Origin of the sequence: Natrialba chahannaoensis JCM 10990, from assembly GCF_000337135.1 — an archaeon.
GTDB lineage: Archaea > Halobacteriota > Halobacteria > Halobacteriales > Natrialbaceae > Natrialba > Natrialba chahannaoensis.
On the sequence record NZ_AOIN01000046.1, the window covers coordinates 178,161 to 196,124 of the forward strand.

The 17,964-nt window shown below is 60.8% G+C and carries 22 protein-coding genes; 12 read left to right on the forward strand and 10 right to left on the reverse strand.

Annotated features, from left to right (window positions below):
* The first annotated feature begins 25 nt into the window (after positions 1 to 25).
* Positions 26 to 598 carry an HAD family hydrolase gene (locus tag C482_RS08245; protein ID WP_083858595.1) on the forward strand — a complete coding sequence of 191 codons (573 nt, stop codon included), beginning with the start codon at positions 26 to 28 and terminating at the stop codon, positions 596 to 598.
* A gap of 94 nt (positions 599 to 692) precedes the next feature.
* Here the strand turns inward: C482_RS08245 and C482_RS08250 are convergent, their stop codons facing one another.
* Positions 693 to 926 (reverse strand): DUF5822 domain-containing protein, encoded by a 234-nt coding sequence (locus tag C482_RS08250; protein WP_049896571.1) that lies wholly within the window; start codon positions 924 to 926, stop codon positions 693 to 695.
* Positions 927 to 1,086: 160 nt separating this feature from the next.
* On the opposite strand from C482_RS08250, the gene panB reads away from it, so the two are divergent.
* Positions 1,087 to 1,899 (forward strand): 3-methyl-2-oxobutanoate hydroxymethyltransferase, encoded by an 813-nt coding sequence (panB, locus tag C482_RS08255; protein ID WP_006167080.1) that lies wholly within the window; start codon positions 1,087 to 1,089, stop codon positions 1,897 to 1,899.
* 81 nt (positions 1,900 to 1,980) lie between these two features.
* Here the strand turns inward: panB and C482_RS08260 are convergent, their stop codons facing one another.
* On the reverse strand, positions 1,981 to 2,541 hold the full coding sequence (locus tag C482_RS08260; RefSeq protein ID WP_006167081.1) for a hypothetical protein: 561 nt from the start codon (positions 2,539 to 2,541) through the stop codon (positions 1,981 to 1,983).
* An 85-nt stretch (positions 2,542 to 2,626) separates the two neighbouring features.
* On the opposite strand from C482_RS08260, the gene C482_RS08265 reads away from it, so the two are divergent.
* Positions 2,627 to 2,929, forward strand: coding sequence for a hypothetical protein (locus C482_RS08265; RefSeq protein WP_049896565.1), 303 nt, complete (start codon positions 2,627 to 2,629; stop codon positions 2,927 to 2,929).
* A 201-nt stretch (positions 2,930 to 3,130) separates the two neighbouring features.
* On the opposite strand, the gene C482_RS08270 is transcribed toward C482_RS08265, so the two are convergent.
* Entirely contained in the window at positions 3,131 to 3,913 is a 783-nt protein-coding gene (locus tag C482_RS08270; RefSeq protein ID WP_006167083.1) for an alpha/beta fold hydrolase, read from the reverse strand.
* 49 nt (positions 3,914 to 3,962) lie between these two features.
* A complete protein-coding gene (locus C482_RS08275; protein WP_006167084.1) occupies positions 3,963 to 4,427 on the reverse strand; it encodes an NYN domain-containing protein in 465 nt (154 codons plus the stop codon).
* Between the two features lie 342 nt (positions 4,428 to 4,769).
* On the opposite strand from C482_RS08275, the gene C482_RS08280 reads away from it, so the two are divergent.
* From C482_RS08280 to C482_RS08300, 5 genes are all read left to right on the forward strand, one after another.
* Positions 4,770 to 6,851 carry a S8 family peptidase gene (locus C482_RS08280; protein ID WP_006167085.1) on the forward strand — a complete coding sequence of 694 codons (2,082 nt, stop codon included), beginning with the start codon at positions 4,770 to 4,772 and terminating at the stop codon, positions 6,849 to 6,851.
* Between the two features lie 355 nt (positions 6,852 to 7,206).
* Entirely contained in the window at positions 7,207 to 8,823 is a 1,617-nt protein-coding gene (locus C482_RS08285; protein WP_006167086.1) for a S8 family serine peptidase, read from the forward strand.
* 309 nt (positions 8,824 to 9,132) lie between these two features.
* A complete protein-coding gene (gene gcvT, locus C482_RS08290) occupies positions 9,133 to 10,230 on the forward strand; it encodes a glycine cleavage system aminomethyltransferase GcvT (RefSeq protein ID WP_006167087.1) in 1,098 nt (365 codons plus the stop codon).
* Between the two features lie 56 nt (positions 10,231 to 10,286).
* On the forward strand, positions 10,287 to 10,673 hold the full coding sequence (gene gcvH, locus C482_RS08295) for a glycine cleavage system protein GcvH (RefSeq protein WP_006167088.1): 387 nt from the start codon (positions 10,287 to 10,289) through the stop codon (positions 10,671 to 10,673).
* Between the two features lie 149 nt (positions 10,674 to 10,822).
* Positions 10,823 to 12,061, forward strand: a complete 1,239-nt coding sequence (locus C482_RS08300) for a GIDE domain-containing protein (protein WP_006167089.1) — start codon at positions 10,823 to 10,825, stop codon at positions 12,059 to 12,061.
* A 371-nt stretch (positions 12,062 to 12,432) separates the two neighbouring features.
* Here C482_RS08300 and C482_RS08305 read toward each other — a convergent pair whose 3' ends face one another.
* The 5 genes from C482_RS08305 to C482_RS08320 form a co-directional block, all read right to left on the reverse strand.
* The gene (locus C482_RS08305; RefSeq protein WP_083858596.1) at positions 12,433 to 13,458 is read right to left on the reverse strand and encodes a sulfurtransferase; all 1,026 of its coding nucleotides are present in this window, start codon (positions 13,456 to 13,458) and stop codon (positions 12,433 to 12,435) included.
* Between the two features lie 7 nt (positions 13,459 to 13,465).
* The gene (locus tag C482_RS21485; protein ID WP_161605593.1) at positions 13,466 to 13,603 is read right to left on the reverse strand and encodes a hypothetical protein; all 138 of its coding nucleotides are present in this window, start codon (positions 13,601 to 13,603) and stop codon (positions 13,466 to 13,468) included.
* Positions 13,604 to 13,951: 348 nt separating this feature from the next.
* Complete coding sequence (locus C482_RS08310; protein WP_006167091.1) at positions 13,952 to 14,140, reverse strand: hypothetical protein; 189 nt, start codon at positions 14,138 to 14,140, stop codon at positions 13,952 to 13,954.
* A 7-nt stretch (positions 14,141 to 14,147) separates the two neighbouring features.
* On the reverse strand, positions 14,148 to 14,858 hold the full coding sequence (locus tag C482_RS08315; protein WP_006167092.1) for a helix-turn-helix domain-containing protein: 711 nt from the start codon (positions 14,856 to 14,858) through the stop codon (positions 14,148 to 14,150).
* Between the two features lie 142 nt (positions 14,859 to 15,000).
* Positions 15,001 to 15,201: a DUF7835 family putative zinc beta-ribbon protein gene (locus tag C482_RS08320; protein WP_006167093.1), complete on the reverse strand. Its 201-nt coding sequence runs from the start codon at positions 15,199 to 15,201 to the stop codon at positions 15,001 to 15,003.
* Between the two features lie 239 nt (positions 15,202 to 15,440).
* Between C482_RS08320 and C482_RS08325 the strand changes: the two genes are divergently transcribed.
* The 3 genes from C482_RS08325 to C482_RS08335 all read left to right on the forward strand — a co-directional run bounded on the left by C482_RS08325 (position 15,441) and on the right by C482_RS08335 (position 17,369).
* Positions 15,441 to 15,791: a winged helix-turn-helix domain-containing protein gene (locus C482_RS08325; protein WP_006167094.1), complete on the forward strand. Its 351-nt coding sequence runs from the start codon at positions 15,441 to 15,443 to the stop codon at positions 15,789 to 15,791.
* A gap of 277 nt (positions 15,792 to 16,068) precedes the next feature.
* Positions 16,069 to 16,344, forward strand: a complete 276-nt coding sequence (locus C482_RS08330) for a DUF7521 family protein (protein ID WP_006167095.1) — start codon at positions 16,069 to 16,071, stop codon at positions 16,342 to 16,344.
* 779 nt (positions 16,345 to 17,123) lie between these two features.
* On the forward strand, positions 17,124 to 17,369 hold the full coding sequence (locus C482_RS08335) for a HalOD1 output domain-containing protein (RefSeq protein WP_006167096.1): 246 nt from the start codon (positions 17,124 to 17,126) through the stop codon (positions 17,367 to 17,369).
* A gap of 28 nt (positions 17,370 to 17,397) precedes the next feature.
* Here C482_RS08335 and C482_RS22725 read toward each other — a convergent pair whose 3' ends face one another.
* The gene (locus C482_RS22725) at positions 17,398 to 17,721 is read right to left on the reverse strand and encodes a hypothetical protein (protein WP_006167097.1); all 324 of its coding nucleotides are present in this window, start codon (positions 17,719 to 17,721) and stop codon (positions 17,398 to 17,400) included.
* A gap of 26 nt (positions 17,722 to 17,747) precedes the next feature.
* On the opposite strand from C482_RS22725, the gene C482_RS22730 reads away from it, so the two are divergent.
* Positions 17,748 to 17,912 (forward strand): hypothetical protein, encoded by a 165-nt coding sequence (locus C482_RS22730; protein ID WP_193787744.1) that lies wholly within the window; start codon positions 17,748 to 17,750, stop codon positions 17,910 to 17,912.
* Positions 17,913 to 17,964 lie beyond the last annotated feature (52 nt).

Consider the following 17,964-nt stretch of genomic DNA (forward strand, 5'->3'; position numbering starts at 1 on the left):
CGTGACCGGACTGACCGAAGTCCCTATGCGCCCACCATCCCTTGATAGTACTGTGACCGAGTACGACGCGATCGTCTACGATCTGGATGGCACACTCGTCGACCTCGACGTCGACTGGAACGCTGTCGCTGGCGACGTACGGAGCGTCTACGCCGACGCGAACGTCGACCCACCGAGCAACGATCTCTGGGCGATGCTCGAGGGCGCAGCCAGCGCTGGCCTCGCCGACACCGTCGAGGAGGCTATCGCTGCCCACGAACGCGACGGTGCATCGACCTCACCTCGGCTCGCACACGCGAATGAACTCGAAAACGGGACGCAAGCGATGCCGGTCGGCGTCTGTTCGCTCAACTGCGAGGCCGCTTGCCGACGGGCACTCGAGTCCCATGGACTCGCGTCGGCGGTGGACGTGATCGTCGGCCGTGATACGGTCGAGACGCAGAAGCCAGATCCGGAACCGTTGCTCGTTGCGGTCGACGAACTCGGTGTTGAACCGGCAGACACAGTTTTCATCGGCGATTCGGCGCGGGACGAACAGACGGCCAGGCGGGCCGGCGTCGAGTTCGAGTACGTCGGTGATGGGCCGTCTGGTGTCTGAAGCGGTCTTTCGACTCTCTTGCTCTCGTTCCCACTCGTTTCTCACTTCGACCCCAACCCCCAGCCCCACGCCCCACGCCCCACGCAGGGGCGTGTTAGCGTTGTGCTCGCTTCGCGTACAGAAACACCGAAACCGAGACAAGCAACCAGATGACCGCACCCACGCGGATCGCAAACTCGGCTCGCGACCCCCACGTCGGAAGCTCTGCGCTCGTCGAGAGGAGCGCGACGATCGGTGCCCCGATCAGGATCGTGAGGACGAACGTCATCTGCATCACCCACCCGTAATCGACGCCGTCGGGCGTGGTGGTTTCGACGGGGTCTGGCACGAGTGAATCTCCCGCCTCAGCCCCCTTAAGCGTCGCGACTCGCCACTCAAAGCGGCTGTGTCCTGTCGCAACTCGTGCGCTACTCAAGTCGCGACGACTCGCCATAGCGCAGGTGAAGAACGGTGCTGTTTACTATTCGAAGACGAACACGAACGTACGCATGACCACTGTCCGGGACGTGACCGCCAAAGCAGGCGACGAACCGATCACGATGCTGACGGCCTACGACGCGCCGACTGCCGACATCGTCGACGAGGCCGGCGTCGACATCATCCTCGTTGGCGATAGCCTCGGCAATACGTCGCTCGGGCACGACACCACGCTCCCGGTCACCGTCGACGACATGGCCCGCCACGTCGGCGCTGTCACCCGCACAACAGACGATGCTCTCGTCGTTGCCGACATGCCGTTTCTCTCCTTCGGCGTCGACAAAGCCGCGAGCATCGAAAACGCCGGTCGCATGCTCAAAGAGGAGGGCGCTGATGCGGTCAAACTCGAGTGCGGTCCGCACACGGTCGACCTCACCGAGAAGCTGGTCCAGCTCGGCATCCCGGTGATGGCCCACCTCGGGCTGACGCCACAGCACGTCAACCAGTACGGTGGCTACCCCCGTCAAGGGACGGATCAGGCGGCTGCAGCGCAAATTCTCGACCTCGCGCGCGAGCATGAGGCGGCCGGCGCGTTCTCGCTGGTCCTCGAGCACATCCCGTCGAACCTCGCTGCCGAGGTGACAGCCGAACTCGAGACGCCGACGATCGGAATCGGTGCCGGCCCCGAGTGCGACGGACAGGTGCTCGTGGTCGACGACGCAGTTGGCCTGAGTGAGTGGTCGCCGTCGTTCGCGAAGCAGTTTGGCTCGGTTCGCGAGGAGATGGAGTCAGCTGTGGGTGACTACGTCGAGGCGGTCGAATCGGGATCGTTCCCGGCGGACGAGCATAGCCACGAGTCGACGGATCTGGACGAGATTTACTGAGCGGTTCGCGTCAGTGCTCGTGGTCGATTCGAATTTAGAGCGTGATGACAGCGAACTCGAAGTATCTTCCTGACGTGCGTGTCACTGTCGGGTAAACATACCCGCGGTGGCCGCCCCACCGAACGCAGCGAGCGCGACCCCAATGATCATCATGACGGGAAAGGCCGGATCCTCGGCCAGCGCGCTGAGTAGTGGATTCGACGGCATGCCGCTAAGAGCGCCGAGAACGACCAAGAGCAGACAGAATACTACGAAGCCAGTAACCGCACCGATGGCACCGAGAATTCCAACGGCCGACGGCGACTGGTCGAACTGAAAGCCGGTGAGGACGCCGGTGAATGTGGCTACGACCGGCGCGAGCAGAATCGCAGTGGCGATCGCATCAACCACGATGTGGAGGCTCTCGATTTCACTTTCCATCCCGAAGGTGCCACCGAATCCGACGAAGATATTGTACAGAACCGGTGGGACACCGAATCCGATCGCGACGACCGCAAACAGGAGCACGTTGAACGTGATGACCCGCCCGTTCTCCGCCCGAACGAACGTGTCTGCGAGGACATCACTGGGAAGGCGCGGGTTCCACTCGTCGTCCTCGTCTGTTCTTCCGTCCGGGTCATCGTTCGGCGACTGATCAGCCATACGTTCAGTACAGACATGTCTCACAAAATTGTTGTTGATTGATGAGGCAACCACTATTGATTACAATATGCCGCTAACAGACAGTATGTCGCGTCTGATGACGACAGTCAGTACGATCTGTCTCTTTATTGGCGTCACGCTGGCCCTTATCGTCGTCCTTGCCCTGGTCCTGCTCCCACAACCCACACTTCCGCTCTCGTCTTGCACCGACGTTGGATACGTCGGCGGGCCGCCGGGTGGCTTCGAGTACGAAGGCTACCGGTGGCTCTGGCTGGAGTACTCGCCGGACGGCGGCGTGAACCGGTGTGAGACACCGATCGTCTCGATCGCCGCCGGACTGGTTGTCGTCGGTGGTGCCCTTTTCGGCATTGATCGCCGAACGCAGTAGTGCAACCGCCGAACGAAGTCGTTCACTGCTCGGAAAACTATAGTAGCCACTGCAAGTCACTGCACACCTGATCGCACGGCGGCAGCGCGGTTCGGAGCGAGTGAACTGAGCGAGAACCGCGAACGTGCGATCAGTGTGTAACTAGTTGCAGTTGGTACTATACTTCGATGCCATACCACCCGACTCAACGCTCTCTCCTGCCTACTCCGTGGTCGACGCGACGAACTCGCTAACCGACTCGTTAAACGCCGCCGGTTGCTCGAGCATGACCATGTGTGCCGCGTCCTCGAGTGCGACCGATCGAGCGCCGTCGATCTCGTCGACAAGAAACTCGTGATACCGCGGCGGCGTCAGCTTGTCGTGCTCGCCGTAGACGACCAGCGTCGGCACGTCGATCCCGCTCAGTTCGTCGCGCACGTCAAACGCATGGCACGTCTCGAAATCGCGCTGGGTGACTGCCTGCCCGCACGCGCGCATCTGGTCACTCGAGTACGCCGCCAACTCACTCTTGGCATCGTGAAAGAGACGGTCGGGACCGTGGAGGAACTCAACGGCGCGCTCGAAGTCGTTTTCGAGCCAGTTGCGGAGGTCCTCGAGCACGCCGAGACGGGCACCAGTGCCGGTGAGGACGACGGCATCGGGCCGATACTCGTCGCCGCGCTCGAGGAGGATGTGCATGACGACGGCACCGCCCAGCGAGTTGCCGACGAGGACGCTGGCATCGGTTTCGGTCGCGACGGCGATGACATCGTCGGCGTAGGCCGAAAGGGTCATGTAGCCGGCGCTCGCGTCGATGTCGTCGGAGTCGCCGTGGCCGCTCAGGTCGAGCGTGACGACGGGATACTGATCAGCGAGACGGTGCTGAGATTTCCAGACCTCTCGCGTGCCGCCGCTTCCGTGAACGAAACAGATTGTCGGCCCCTCCCCACCCCGGTCTGAAACCTCGTAGGCCGTTTCCCGGCCCTGGTGTGATACCGTCTCCATAGCTGTTCGCACGACCGGCGCGGGTATAAAGTCTCAGCCGGTGGACGACTTACGAACCGAGTGTGATCGCGTCGTCAGCTGCGTTCTGCAACGCATCCGAGCGGCCGTGCGAGCCCGGTGCGATTGCGACCGTCTCGATCCCCTGTGTAGCCGCGTGTTCCAGAACGGGCTTGAAGTCGGTGTCTCGTGAGGCAATCGCGAGTGTATCGATCGTCTGGTCGGTCGAGAGTGCGGTTGCATCGACGGCCAGTTTAACGTCGACATCTCCGCTCGTGATGGTGACCTCGAAGCCGCGCGCTTCGGCCGCCTGAATGAGACCGGGTGTCGCGTGTTCGTCGAGATAGAGTCGGATAACGCCGACGCGACCGAGGTCGGTCGCAACGTCGCGGAGGTCGTCGAGATCGACGTCGAACTCGTCGCGAAAGACGTTCGGCCCGTCGACGAACAGCCCGATGGCTGGGTCGCGATGGGTGTCAGTATCGGGGGCGAGGCGGGCACGAACGCGGTCAAACATACTAACTGGTAGCCACGGCTCCGGGAAAGATGTAGCGAAACCGACCGAGTTTCAGCCGCTGTGCACCGACGAGAGCGGCGATACTGGACGGATTCGGTTCCACTGCCGTCACTCCTTCCCGCTGCTGTTCTCGGTGAGCAGCGCACCCCGGTGCTGTTGGGCGAAAACAGTGGCCCTGTTTCTCAACCGTTTTGCGGGTGTATAAACCTCGACCTGTAGCTGTGAACTGCTTATATACAACATATGTTCCTAGAAACATAAGTTGTGTGCAAGAAATTTAGAATAAATAGTTCTGAGTTCGATAAAACTCTACTACTTTCATGAAAAGGTGACTGTCATCGCATGCTACCAGACCGACGCGATACACGAAGCCGCCGATCGGTGCTCAGGGGTGCCGGCGTCCTCGGTGGACTACTCGGAGCCAGCGGCCTCTCGAGTGCAACACCCGGCCGCAACCCAGGACCGAAACAGACGGAATTGCTCCTCGGAATCAAATCCACATACGCGCGCGGTTCGGCCGACGGGACCGAACGAACGGCGCGCGACGCGGTGCCGGCCGACGTCACGGTCGTCCACTCGAACGAGCAACTCGAGTACGTCGCCGTCGAGCTCCCGGCCGAACTCCCCGCGGAGGCGGTGGATCGGATTCGGGATGCACTCGAGTCGAACGATGCGATCGAGTACGTCGAGGAGAACGCGACGTTGCAGTCGTTGTACACGCCGAACGATCCGTACTACGACAGCCAGCACGCGCCACAGCAGGTCAACTGCGAGGACGCGTGGGCAAAGTCACTCGGCGATGAAGACGTAACCATCGCGGTCGTCGACCAAGGGATCGAGTACGACCATGAGAACCTGGTCGGAAATATCGACGACCGCATCGGTGAGGTCTTTGTCGGCTGGGGAAGCGACCCCGAGCCACTCTCTAGAGATGATACGCACGGGACACTCGTCGCCGGTATCGCCGCTGGCGAGACAGAGAACGGGACAGGACAGGCAGGAATCAGTAACTGCTCGCTGCTCGCCGCGCGGGCGCTCGACGAACAGGGTCAGGGCGCACTCTCGGATATTGCTGATGCGATCCAGTGGGCGGCGGACGAGGGGGTCGACGTAATCAACCTCTCGCTGGGGAGTTCCAGCGGGCTATGGACACTCGAGAACGCCTGTGAGTACGCTATCGAACAGGGGTGTCTCGTCGTCGCGGCAGCCGGCAACAGCGGCGGCAGCGTGATGTACCCGGCCGCGTACGACGACGTCCTCGCCGTTTCGGCGGTCACGTCACGCGATCGACTCGCATCGTTCTCGAACCGCGGCCCCGAGATCGATCTCGCCGCACCCGGACAGAATCTGCTCTCGACAACGCTTAACGACGGCTACGACCGGATTTCTGGAACATCGGCGGCCGCACCCGTCGTCGCTGGCGTCGCCGGACTCGTCCGATCTGTGTACCCAGGGCTTTCGAGTAGCGCGCTGCGCGAGCACTTGCGGGAGACGGCTACGGATATCGGTCTCAGTTCGACAGCGCAGGGCGCGGGTCGCGTCGACGCTGGAAACGCGGTTACGACAGCGCCGGAGGGGTACGATGGGCCCGACGAACGGGACGACGACGCAGACGAGGACCCAGAGGGCGACGAAGAGGAAGAAAAGGAGGAAGAAGAGACGGATGGGGACACTTACCTACTCTCGTTCGTCACCGAACCCGACGCCCGATACGCCAGCTACGAGTTCACCGCGACCGGTCCGGTCGAGTTTACGACAGCCCCCGGACAGACACCCTCTGGCGGTACCATCGAGGGCGGTACCTACAGTGCGGAGGATTACATTGAGGAAGACGACGGTACCTGGCACGCCGGCGGCGTGACCGGCGGCGGGCAGGGCGATGCTTTCAGCGTCGAGGGGGCGATCACGTCGATCGATATCGGCCAGCCAGACGTGATGTGGGTCGAACTCGACGGCGAGCGACTCTCGCCAGAGGAGGTTATCGAGGAAACGACGGGCGACAATGGCGACGATGGGAAAGGGGACGGTGATGACGAGGACAGCAGTGAAGATGACGAACCCGAGGAGAACGAGAGCGACGAACCAGCGTGTGGCGACGAAACCAACACCGCCCGCGTCGAGGGTGACCTCGATGGCAGCGGCTGGTGGCCCGACACCGCGCGCTGGCGGTACGCGCCGCAGACGGCGAACCCGTGCGAACTGACGCTGTCGCTCGACGGGCCGTCCGGCTCCGACGTTGGACTCTACATCACGCGTGACGGGCGACGGCCTACCCAGTGGGACGCGGACGAGTCCGCAACCGATACCGGCGACAGCCAATCGCTCACGACTGCACTCGAGTCCGACGACACGGTACGGATCCTCATCACTGCGAGGGGCGGGAGTGGGACGTACACACTCGAACTGACAGAGCAGGGGTACTGACTCGCGGTACTCGCTGGGTAGGACTGGTGTCGTGGATACGGCAGAAACTGTGGACGCGGTGGGATGCTGCCACGCGCGATGTTCGACACACCATTGTCGCTGTCCCGCCAATCTCGACTTCGCTTTTCGTCCGGGCGACAACGTGTCCGAGATAGGGCGTGACATTCTCTAACACCTACAAACCATACTTGTGTTTACCAATCTCAAGTAACGTATCAGCGAGAGCTTGTTGTCTACGGTTATTTCTTAGAGATATTGGGTAGTAGAAGTGTAATAGATGCCTAGATTTTGTAGAATAAATTCTACCTAGTTTCATAACACTTTAATAGAGAGTCTGCATTTTCTATATCGTATCATGATACGTGATACCAATGACAATGTCGGGCGGCGATCAGTACTGAAAGCAGCAAGTGCACTGGGGGCCTTCCTGGGACTCGGGGGAGTTACCAGCGCAACACCGGGACGCGAGCCCGGCCCGAAAAAGGACGAGATCATCATCGGCGTCTCCGAACGTGCCTCGAGTACGGAGGCGACGGTCGAGTCGAAGATTCCAGCGAACGCGAACATCGTCCACACGAACGAGACGCTCGGCTACGTTGCGGTCAAGTTCCCGAGCAACGCTGCCGAACAGGCACGCGAGAATTTCAAACGAAACGTCCTCCAGGAAGATGACATCGAGTACGCAGAGGACAACGCGACCTACGAAACCCTGGAAGTCCCGAACGACCCGATGTATGGCCAGCAGTACGCGCCACAGCAGGTCAACTGTGAGGGAGCCTGGGCGGAGACCTACGGCGACAGTGACGTGACGATTTCGGTCATCGACCAGGGGATCCAGTACGACCACGAGAACCTCGCGGAGAACATGGACGGCAGCGTCTCGAACTACGGGTACGACTTCGTTGACAACAACAGCGACCCGTATCCGGTCAGTGTCGGTGAGAATCACGGGACACACGTCGGCGGGATCGCCGCCGGCGGCACGAACAATGGCACTGGTCACGCCGGCATCAGCAACTGTTCGATGCTTTCAGCACGCGCGCTCGGCGACGGTGGCGGTGGGTCACTTTCAGACATCGCCGACGCAATTCAGTGGTCTGCAGACCAAGGTGCAGACATCATTAACATGTCCCTCGGTGGTGGCGGCTACAGCCAGACACTCGACAACGCCTGTCAGTACGCCGAAGACCAAGGTACGCTGCTCATTGCCGCAGCAGGGAACGACTATGGTGGCAGCGTCTCCTACCCGGCGGCCTACGACAGCGTCATGGCCGTTTCCTCGCTCGACGAAGGCGAAACGCGCTCTGCGTTCACCAACATCGGCCCGGAGATCGAACTCGCCGCACCCGGCGGAAACGTTCTCTCGACGGTCAACTGGGACGACTACGACACGTTCTCGGGAACGTCGATGGCGTCACCGGTCGCCGCCGGTGTCGCCGGCCTCGCACTGTCGGCCCATCCCGGCCTCTCGAACGACGAACTGCGTAGTCACCTGCAGAACACTGCCGTCGACGTCGGGCTGTCCTCCGAAGAACAGGGCTATGGTCGGGTCGACGCCGAGCAGGCCGTGACGACGGATCCGGACAACGGCGACGACGACGACGATGACGACGATGATCCAGGTGATGGAGAATGTGGCGATGAGACGAACACCGTGAGTGAGGAGGGCCACCTCAGCGGCGGCTGGGGCGGCAACCCAAGCGATACCTACAGCTACGAACTCTCGACTGACAACCCGTGTCACGCAACCGTCACCCTCGACGGCCCATCGTCAGGTGCCACCTTTGACCTCTTCCTGACGCTCGACGGCCGCACGCCGACGACGACCGACTACGACCGTCGCTCGTACAACTGGGGCGCGGACGAAGAGATCGAGGTCAACCTCGACGGCAACGAGGAACTCGGCATCCTCGTCGACCGCTACGACGGCAGCGGCTCCTACACGCTTACCGTCGAAGAACTGGGCTCCTAATCGAGCCCCCGGCCGGAACTTCCCACGACCAGCCCACGTTCCACTCGAGTATCAGCCGCCGACACCGCGACACCAGCACACACCACGCCAGCCACACCAGCAGTCGGACGTCGTTCACACCATGCTAACTCGAGTTGATCCGGGACGCAAAGCTAGGTCTGTGGCTCGATGACCGTTAGGGTGGGGTCACGCCGGTACAGCTTGCCCCACCACAGCGACGCATCTCGCTTTTTTGTCCTACAGTACGCCTCACACTCGTGACAGCACAATCACAAAAGACCTTACTATCCCCGGCGTGTCCTGCCGAGTATGCCGCTTCAGACGCCGCCTTTGCGTGGGATTCACGACGAACGTGGTGCCAAATTTACGGAGTTTGGCGGCTGGGACATGCCGGTTGAGTTCGACTCGATTCAGACGGAACACGAGGCCGTTCGAGAGGACGTTGGTATCTTCGACGTCTCGCATATGGGCCAGATTCACGTCACCGGTCCGGATGCGACGACGTTGATGCAACGGCTGACCTCCAACGACGTCACCCGACTCAATGTTGGCGATTCCCAGTACGCGACGATTACGGACGAAGATGGACTGATCATCGACGACACGGTCGTCTACCGACTCCCAAACGAGGGCGGCGAGGCGACCTACCTGTTCGTCCCGAACGCTGGCACCGACGAAGCGACCCACGAACGGTGGATCAGCTACCGCAACGAGTTCGACCTCGAGGCGACCGTGGACAATCAGACCGACGAGTACGCGATGTTCGCCGTGCAGGGGCCGAACGCACCCGAGCTCGTCGACGATGTGACCGAGGAGTCGGTCACCGATGTCGATCGGTTCACGGCGACGATGGCAACCGTTGACGGCGTCGAGTGCTGGACTGCACGCACCGGCTACACCGGTGAGGACGGCTTCGAACTGATCGTTCCCGCGAGCGAGGCCGAGGACATCTGGGCGCAGCTCGACTGCCAACCCTGCGGCCTCGGTTCGAGAGACACCCTTCGGATCGAAGCTGGCCTGCTGCTCGCCGGTCAGGATTTCGACCTCGAATCGAATCCACGGACACCGTACGAGGCCGGCATCGGCTTCACCGTCGCCCTCGACACCGAGTTCGTCGGCCGCGACGCACTCGAAGCCGCGCGTGAGGATGGCCTCAACGAGGAACTCGTTGGCTTCCAGCTGATTGACCGCGGAATCCCACGCCACGGCTACGACATCACGAACATGGACAGCCGGGTTATCGGGACCGTCACCAGTGGAACGATGAGTCCGACACTCGACCAACCGATTGGACTCGGCTACGTTCCGAGTGAGTACGCAGAGCCGGGGACGACCCTGCAAGTCGTCGTCCGCGGGCAATCGAAGAAGGCAAGAGTTGAAACGACGCCGTTCATCGATACGGTATAAGTACTGGCTGCACGCAGACGAAGATAGCGGACCATATACAACACACCACCATACACATGAGCTTCGATATTCCCGACGACCGACAATACCTCGAATCGCACGAATGGGCACTCGAAACCGACGACGACACTGTCCGCGTCGGCATCAGCGACTTCGCACAGGACGAACTCGGCGACGTTGTCTTCGTCGAACTCCCCGACGAAGGTGACGACCTCCAGCAAGACACCGAGTTCGGCGTCATCGAGTCCATCAAGGCAGTCTCGGACCTCTATGCCCCCGTCAGCGGCGAGGTCGTCGCCATCAACGACGACCTCTTCAACGCGCCAGAGCTCGTCAACGACGACCCATTCGGTGACGGCTGGATGCTCGAGATCGACCCCGCCGACGCGGACGAACTCGAGAACTTGCTTTCGGCTGCCGACTACGAAGCACAGGTCGCCTAATCGCGATCCCACAACGACCAGGGCCAGTTGACCGTTTCCCTCCCCGCTAGCATGCTGCATCTGCATCTGCATCTGCATCCCGCCCGTCACAGGTCCCAGTCCGCTACTCGAGTACAACGCGAGACGAACCGCGCCGGTTTCAGTGACCGATGACCCCAACCATCACTGGACTGGACCTGCTTGCGCTCGTGCTTCTCGGCCACATCTGGGCTGTTGTCGTTGCACTGGCGATACACGCCAACAACGCTGACCCGGACCCGGAATCCGGTGCCCGCTGGGCGGGACGGCGCTTTTCTCTCGGAATGCGGCTGTACGCCGGGACGCTCCTGCTCGCGACGGTCGTCGTCTGGCTGCCGTTTGCGGTCGGCGGCTATCCGTTCTGGCCCGAGGCGGCAGACTCGGGGACTGCTCGTGGCGCGTTCTTCGCGACTGCTCTTGGCGGAATCGCCATTGGCGGTGGCTTCTACCTCCTTGCCGGCGGAGTCGTCGCCGCGGTGACCAGCTACCGGCTCCGACAAGAGGGACCGACAGCTATCGGCGGCGTCGACGACGGACTCATCACCGTTTCGGGAACAGTGGTTCCGACGACAGCTACTGGGCCGAGTGGTGGGTCCGGAACTAGCACTACGACGGTCACTAACACAACCAATACCACGAACACTACCGGTACCACGAACGCTAACACTAACCCCCTCTCCACACCACTGACAGGGACCACCGCCGTCTGGTACCGACTCATAGCAACTGACACTGAATCAGCCACATCGTCGTCGCTCCTCTCCCGCCTCAGCAACTCGGTCACGACTCGCCTCGGAATCGGTACCCCGAATGAAACGCACCAACTCGAGTGCGACCACGTCCCGTTCGTCCTCGAAGACGACACCGGTCGGATCCGAGTTGACCCCGCCCACGCAGCGGTTGCACTCGAGTCGACCACGACACGGGTGCGGGCATCGGAGACGCCGCCGGACCGGCTCGCGGCGTGGCTACGTGGTGCGCGGTACGCCGGAGATGTTGATCGGGAACGGACGTATCACGAGACGGTACTCGAGCCAGGGATTGATGTGACGGTCGTTGGTATTGTGCGGTCGGAGGCGGCCGATGCGGGTGCGATCATGGATGTGGATGTAGATGTAGATGTAGATGCGGATACAGATAGCGATATTGCGACAGACAGCGCTGGGCAGGCAACAGCCACAGAGACGAACGAATCACCACTCGTCATCGCCGCACGGAAACCCTCGACCGAACTGTTCATCGAGGGCGGGCACGACCAAACCGCGCTGGCACGGACGTGGTTCCGTGGAACAGCCGTTCGTGGGTTACTCTGGGGCATGGCGGCGATTGCCGCCGGAAGCGCAGCGCTGTGGTGGATGGTACTCACCTGATGAGTGATGAAGCCTGATACGGTTCACTCTGAGTATTGTAGCTGATTCGATGAGTTGAGGGACAACTTCCCCAGTAAATCAAATCCCAACGGCTTGCTCGATGGTTCTGACGGCGGTCTTTGGGTTGAGTTCTCCGAGCTGCCCAACCCACGTCTATAGTAGCCATCAAAAGTCAGTGCATACCCAATCGCACGAGGGCTGTGCGATTGGTGTGTAAACAGTTTCAGTTGTTACTATAGCCCGTAAGGCCTGGCCGAATCGATGGTTCAGTACGAAGAAAACCAACTCGACGATCGACCGGTGGTGAGAAACGTGTACGCTGAGTGAGTTGGACGCGGTCACCGTCGGTCGCCGTCGACCTCTCGTTCCTATCAGTCGAAGACATCGATCACGTCGCCGGTTCCCTCTCCGGACGTGTAGTAGTACCCGTCACCCTCGGTAAGCGTCCCCCAGTCGTGCCAGCTTCCCTCGTAGTTCCTGACGGTCTCCCAGCCGAGTTGTTCCATGACGAACCAGCCGACCGAGCCGCGAACGGCGGTCGAGCAGTACGAGATCGTCTCCTCGTCCGGATCGAGGTCGGCTTCCTCAAGCCACAGCCGCTCGAGTTCTGCCGGCGTGCGCAGCCGGCTTCCGTCGTCGTCCTCGACGAGGTTCTGGGTAAATTCCACGTTGATCGCGCCGGTGATGTGACCGTGACGGTCCACGGGACCATCTTTCTCAATCCCCCAGTACTCCTCGGGTGACCGGTTGTCGACGAGCGGGACGTTCGCCCCGTCCTCATGGACCTGGTCGGCGACGTACTCCCGGGTCGCGAGGACGTCCGTCTCGAGTTCGGGCTCGTACTCGCCGGTGTCTGGTTCCGGCTCCGACGTGCCGGCCTCGATGTCGCCGCCTGCAGCTGCCCAGACCGGAAAGCCGCCGTCGAGTAAGGCGACCATCCCGTCGTGCCCGATCGCGCGGAGCGTGTAGATCGCGTACGTCTCCCACAGGTTCGACCCGGAGCCGTAGACCACGACATCGTCCTCGGTGGTGATTCCCGCATCCGCGGCGATGGCCGCGATCACCTCCGGTGCGGCCTTGTACCCGTCCTCGGTTTCCTCGTAGTGGTCTCGCATCAGGTCGGTGTCGGGCAGTCGGGACGCGCCGGCAACGTGGCCGTTGGTGAACTCATCTTCGTCCCTCACGTCGAGTAACTCGACCCCCTCGAGACTATCCTTGAGCCACGCGGCGTCGACGACAGCCTCGAACTCCGCCGCTGCCGGCGTGGTGTACAGCTCCGGCTCAGATTCTCGCAGCGAGCCGAGACAGCCTGCAATCGAGATGGCGCCAGCGGCTGCCCCCAGTCGAAGCACCGATCGGCGAGTCCGTCGGGAGCCCGTACTCGAGTTGCGTGTCATCGCGCGGTTACCCTTCGGTCTCGTTGATTAGGAGTTGTGGCACCCAGTACGGGCCAGGCTGTGGTCCCCATGTGTGGTTGTCGTAGTGGGAGGCGACGACGAAAAAGAACTTGCCGGAGCTTTCGTGGAGGGGTGACTGCGTCACCGGTATCTCCTTGTCGTGAGCGGCCGGCGGCAGCGTCAACTTGTCGGGTTCGTCGACGCGTCGTTCGGAGACCGTCCCGTGACGTGGTGGGTTCGCCTGTCATCGCGGTATTTGGTACCTCAAAGAGCACAGTGGATATTCGGGGGTTGTGCGCGCCGAATAAACAACCAATTTCGACGACTAGTTTGGATTCGAGACCGACCGGGAGAGCGGAACGAGACGGGACGGAACGAACGAGCCAAAAATCAGTCGCTACAATCGATGCTGAACTCGAGCGTCTCGTGGCCCATTTTGTTTATTATCTCTCTAAATTATGGGTATTTCAGTGTGAAAGGACAGGTCTGCGTATTAGTCAGCAGCGCTATCGTCCTCGACCGGCGTCGACCGGTTGAACGCGATCAACACCGCACCGGAGACAACGACCATGCCGACCGCCCAGAGCAGCCAGGCGCTCGGCTCATCGAGGACGTATACGAGTGCGAGCGTTGCCAGGTAGAACACCGCCAGGGCAGCCGTCCACTGTTCGGTTCGATCCATAGCAGGGTTACTCGAGTCCAACCAGTTCGTCGAGGAGGTTCTCAAGTGGCGTCGTAGTCACAGCGAGCGAGTAGCCGTCGATGCGTGCGAGGTCGGCCGCGTGGGGCCAGAGATCGTCTTCATCGATGCCGTGGAGGATGACAGCGTTCGGTGTCGGGTTGAGCACGCGCAAGGCGACGGCGGTCGCTTCGCCGCGGGTGACGCCCGTAAAGACGAGGACGCGGTTGGTGCTCTGGCCGTAGAGGCGGAAGAATTCCTCACTAGAGAGTCTGGTGATCGCCTCGATACTGTCGATGACGGTGTGGCCGCTGATGCGATCCGTGCCACCGGAGGCGACCTCCGTCGCGCCAACATCGTCGTAGAGTTCCGAGAGGCGGACCGAACTCGCATACTCGCGCAGGTCGAGAACGACATCGCTGTCGAAGCCTGCGGAGAGCACACGGCCGTACTGCCGGATACGGTCACCGCCGCGGCGCTCGTCGATGGTAAGCAGTCCCTCGACGAGACGACCGACGACACCGATGCCAGGACTCTCTCGTCGGCCGCTCTCGTAGTCAGAGATCACTGACGAGGAGACGTCGAGTTCGGCCGCGAGATCAGTCTGAGAGACGTCGAAGTCGGTTCGCCACTTGCGCAGCGTCGCTCCGGGGTCGTCACTCAACGTTATTTCGCCGGCGATTTTCTCAGCGAGTTCGCGTTTCGGCCCGCGTCCGCCCATAGTCGTCGGTCGGATGGGGTCCCCAAGTAGCTACCGGAGCGCGTCGAATTCGATCGACGGCTGCGGCTGCGGCTGCGGCTGCGGCTGCGGCTGCGACCGCGACCGCGATTTCGGAAAAGTCGGTTACGCGGTCGATGCTCGACTACGCGTTGTTCATTCGCTTGCTCTCGCGGTTGCCACAACGCTGGCACTCGCGAACGCGATACGGTTCGCGTGAGTACCGCGCGTTCTCTCCTTCGCCGCCTTCAGTAACGAGTTGCACAGAAACTTCGTGTAACGTGTCAATTCCACAAACCTCGCACGGCTCGGTCATCCCGTTTGACACACCATCAGTCGTTGCCATACTCGTCACTCTCACCAGGATATGATATATCCCAATCAGTAGATTCGGCGGTCGAGAAGAGGTATATATAGGTATCTTCAGGAATTGAGAAAGGCGGCCAAAGTATATTGTTTCTTTCTGATACGATCGAGGCCGTGTCAGTACTAGCCACTACACCTCGGCCAATAAAAATATAACGGATGGAGAAGGTCGGCTTGACTGGGAAAGCCTTTTGCTGTGACTCGCGCAACGAGTTAGACATGGATGAGGAGTCCTCCATCGAAGAAATTCTCGATACGATCGGGGACGAGCATGCACGGACCGTTCTCGCCTCGATCAGTCGTGAGCCGGGCTCAGCGAAGGACCTTGCAGAGCGACTTGAGCTCTCACAGCCGACGATCTATCGCCGCCTCGACGTGCTCAAAGAGAACGAACTAATCAATGACCGCACGCTCGTCGCCGACGACGGGAACCACTACAAAGAGTATACGTGCAACTTCAATAGCACCGTCATCTCGCTGGAAGACGACGAGTACGACGTTCGAATCTTCCGTGAGGAGAATCTCCCCGATCGGTTTACGCGCCTGTGGGACGAACTCGGTGTCCAGTAGTGACGGCTGGACGTTCGATGGAAACGTTGCCGATCTCGATGACGACAGTACTGCCGACACACCGTGACGAGAGCAGAACAGAGAACAGATCGACCGATGGAACGACGGCTCCTCTCTTCACCACAGTTTTCACAGCAAGCACGACCGCAGAGCCCCTCGCAGGCGCGAATGCGAGAGATGCCACACTCCCCGATGACCCATTGGATGACCAGACACGCCTGCCAAAACTGCTACAACCCCGCCACCCAACACTCTCTCAATTAGGTGATCTCCACTAATGCTTGACGCACTCGCAGAAGGGGTCCTCATGCTGATGCAACTGACCGTCTTCGCACTGGCACTCGGTCTCACCCTCATTAGCTTTCAATCGTACACCAAGAGCAAATCGAAGCGACTCGAGTCGGCGTTCATCGGCTTCGCATTCCTCAGTATGGGCGTTGCCCTGACGACGATCACGTCTCAACTCCCATCGGCTGCAACAGCGTTCTACATCGTCGAAACGATTCCGTTCATCATCGGCTTCGGCATGCTGTACGTCTCCCTGTACCGGTAGCCAAACACCGTCAGCCATCCGTCTTTAGCTACGCTCAGAAGTTCTCTTCGTGTTGCAATTATGACAGATGTATTACCAATGGCTGTTGTGGAGTTCAGCCGTCAACTGTACCGAAGCCGTAGCCTCGTGATTTCTTCCATGACCCCGATCCAGCCAAGCTAGCCGCTCTGAACAGTGGTTTTCAAAGCCAATCGACGGAATTGAGCAGTACTGAGAGTAGTAGCTAACGACGAATGCTTGCGATCCTTTCGGATCGGTTTCCTCGAGTGGGATCGCTCGAGGATGACTGACGAGTCAGTCTCGAGTACTCGAAGTTTCGAGCGAGAGGTGTGGCCAGTCGATGGCGCGTGCGGCGTCACTAATCGGTCAATATCCTAACGTTCTTTACGATTGCTTGAGTAGCCAACAAACGCGCACGAAAGTGCGCAGAGCCGGAGTTCCTAGCTTGGAGGCACGGACTCCGGCTCATACACGCCCCCGCGTAGCGGGAGCACTCCATCATTGACGGCGACGAAATAAAGACCTGCCGACCTATCGCCAACGTAGTCTCACAAGCGGTTGGATCATCTTGGGGTGCGCTTCGCTGCGTGTCGGGNGGCGACGAAATAAAGACCTGCCGACCTATCGCCAACGTAGTCTCACAAGCGGTTGGATCATCTTGGGGTGCGCTTCGCTGCGTGTCGGGCCACGCTATCAACTCGACACATGCACTGTGAACTGACGATCCACTGTAAGTGCGGTACTGACATCCGCGCGGACTCGGCTCAGGGCGCGATCACGTGTCCCGACTGCGAGTCGACGTTCGNCCCGCTATTTCCACGGCACTCACTCGTATCGCGGCCCGTAACGACCTCAACGTGGCCGATCTGCCACCGCTGTACGAGGTCGTTGATCCGGAGGCACTGGCTGCGGTGCTCGAGTCTGGCGGGAACGTCCTCGTTGGCTTCGAGTACGAAGGCTATCGCGTCGTGATCGGCCCCGGGCCTGACGACGTGGCGGTGGAGGTGATCGACGAGAATCGGTAACGGATCGTCGACAGGGAGTGGCAGTCGATCACCGCGTTTTTTCTCGTTCTATCGGTTCGGCCAGCGCCTCGAAGTTGCTCGCCGAGTACCGCTTGCAGACTTCGTAGAGATGGTCGCGCTCAAGTTCGCCATCGACGGGCGCGAAGGTGTCGGTTTCGCCCGCAAAGGCGTCCGTCTCTTCGAGCGCTTCGAGTTCGTCAAGATCGTCGACATCAGTCCCCGTACGACAGAGATACCGGGCAATCTTGACTGCTCGGCGGATGTCGCGCTGTGGCAGCCGGAAGTTCGTCGCGACGTTACTGACCAGGTGCTCGTCGGTGATCTCCTCGCTGTCGTCCTCCCAGATAGCCACTCGAGTTCGTAGTCTGGGAACGGGCAGTGGGCGGGATCGACGCGATGGGTCTCGAAGTCGACATCGGGTTACCACTCGTCGGTGTGGCCAAGAAAGACGTCGCCGGGCGCGTCGTCCAGCCGTCCTCCTCGTCGAATCCGAGTGACGCGCCATCCTCGCAGCCAGTGGCTGCCTCGAGTCCCGTCAAGTAGATAGCGGCCTCCTGGAGGGTCGATTCGCGTAGCAGGCGAGTGAGGAGGTCGC